Source organism: Methylophaga sp. (assembly GCF_030651745.1).
The window spans coordinates 1-1684 of sequence record NZ_JAUSCC010000066.1 but is presented as its reverse complement, the minus strand read 5'-3'; the positions used below and the strand labels follow the sequence as shown (position 1 = coordinate 1684).

The 1684-nt window shown below is 45.8% G+C and carries 1 protein-coding gene; it reads right to left on the bottom strand.

The window, feature by feature from the left end:
- Positions 1 to 254 precede the first annotated feature (254 nt).
- A complete protein-coding gene (locus Q7V21_RS08095) occupies positions 255 to 1532 on the bottom strand; it encodes a hypothetical protein (protein WP_136554454.1) in 1278 nt (425 codons plus the stop codon).
- Positions 1533 to 1684: the final 152 nt, after the last annotated feature.

Genomic DNA, 1684 nt, shown 5'->3' with positions numbered 1-1684 from the left:
ATCCGCAGCAGTTGCACAGATTAGTGGCGCTAAAGATGTGCGCATGGAACAAGTGACCAGTTTGCCGATGTTATCAATTAATCCGCAGCGAGAACATCTGACCCTGCTTGGACTGGACATTGCAACCTTACAAAATGCCTAGCAAATGGTCATTGGCGGTCAGGATCTGGGGCTGATTTATGAGGGCGATAAACTCTTCCGGCTGGTGATGCGGCTCGATAAACAATTACGCCGAGATGTTGATTCACATTCTTCTAACTTTGCTGCAAAAGTAGAGGTGCAAATCCACCACCCGGTGTACGTAAGTTGGTAGCTTGACCTCGATAAAGTCTTGCTGCAGCAAGTAATAATTCCCCTCGGTAAGTATACAATCGCACATCAACCTTAAGCATTTCACGTTCGTTATCAACCATCACAACACGTTCTGAGGGTGGCACATAGGCCTGTGCAACATAATCACTTTCAAGAATACGTGCAAATGTGCTTTTGGTCAGCTTGCTGCCGCGATAGACACCCTTGCTGCCATGACCTGCCACCGGTTTAAAAAACCACTGCCGCCGTTGTTGCCAGAGTGATTGCTCATCATGGGCGGTAACCTGAATGGTGTGGGGAATACCCTTTTTTAAAAGTTCAGCATTTTCAGTACTTAACCCCCAATCTAGTAGAGTCTGCTGATCTGACATTAAGGCCAAGTTTCGCTTATCAGCAAATAGGGCGTGTGTATAAGGATTCGGGGTGATAACTGCTCCACATTCTAACCAAGCAAAACGCAAAGCAGCATGTTCAGGTGCATCTAGTCCAAAGTCGACCAGACGGTTGTAAACCAAATCGATTTTCTGGTTATCACCATACAAGACTCCTGATTCGTATTTGAGATCCGTTGGTGAAAGTATGACGGCATCAATGCCATGTTGGATGAATAGCTGTTGCGCGAGTTTGAACTCCGGATAGAGATGTTGTTCTTCCGGTGCATCGTCGATGATTGCAATTCGCTCAGGTTGTCCGCTACCTCTCTGGGCCCGCCATTCACTTATAAATTGCGCAATGACTGCTTCATCGAAATCTTTTGCCCAAGACGCCTGTGTATTGCCGCTACAACATTTTAGTTGGGCGCGAGTCAGGATGGCATTAAGAAAAGCGCCACCGGCATTGGTATTGATTTCGATAAGACGAGGACCATCCTCACTGAGGTGGAAATCATAGCCCATAAAAGCGCCTACTGGACCGGGATTATGCCGTGCACTCTCAGGTGCCCAAGACATGATCTGTTGCTGATATTCTGCAAGTGAAGCAGCGGATTCGATTGCCTTAACAATCGCCTGCATTTGTTCAAGATCAGAACTTGGAACAAAAATCGCGGCATTTGAGAAGAATTGGCGCATGCCCGAAGTAGACAGGATGCCTTCAGCGTTATCACCCAATTGGTTGTTGAGATCGCGAATAATCGCTGACCAATCTAGAGTAACGCAGGTACAGTGATGGTTTAGCCGTTGTGATCTTGTCTGCTCTTGAGAACTATCGATTTTTTTCATTGATTCTCCTCTGTCGGAAAACGTTATATTAATGTCCAACGGTTAACTTTAAATCATAGGTGTTTAGTTTGATTAGTGACCGTTATTGCAATCTTTACCAGCCTGCTTAAAGCCCCTTTGTTGGACGTCCTCTATAGTTAAACAGGATGAAC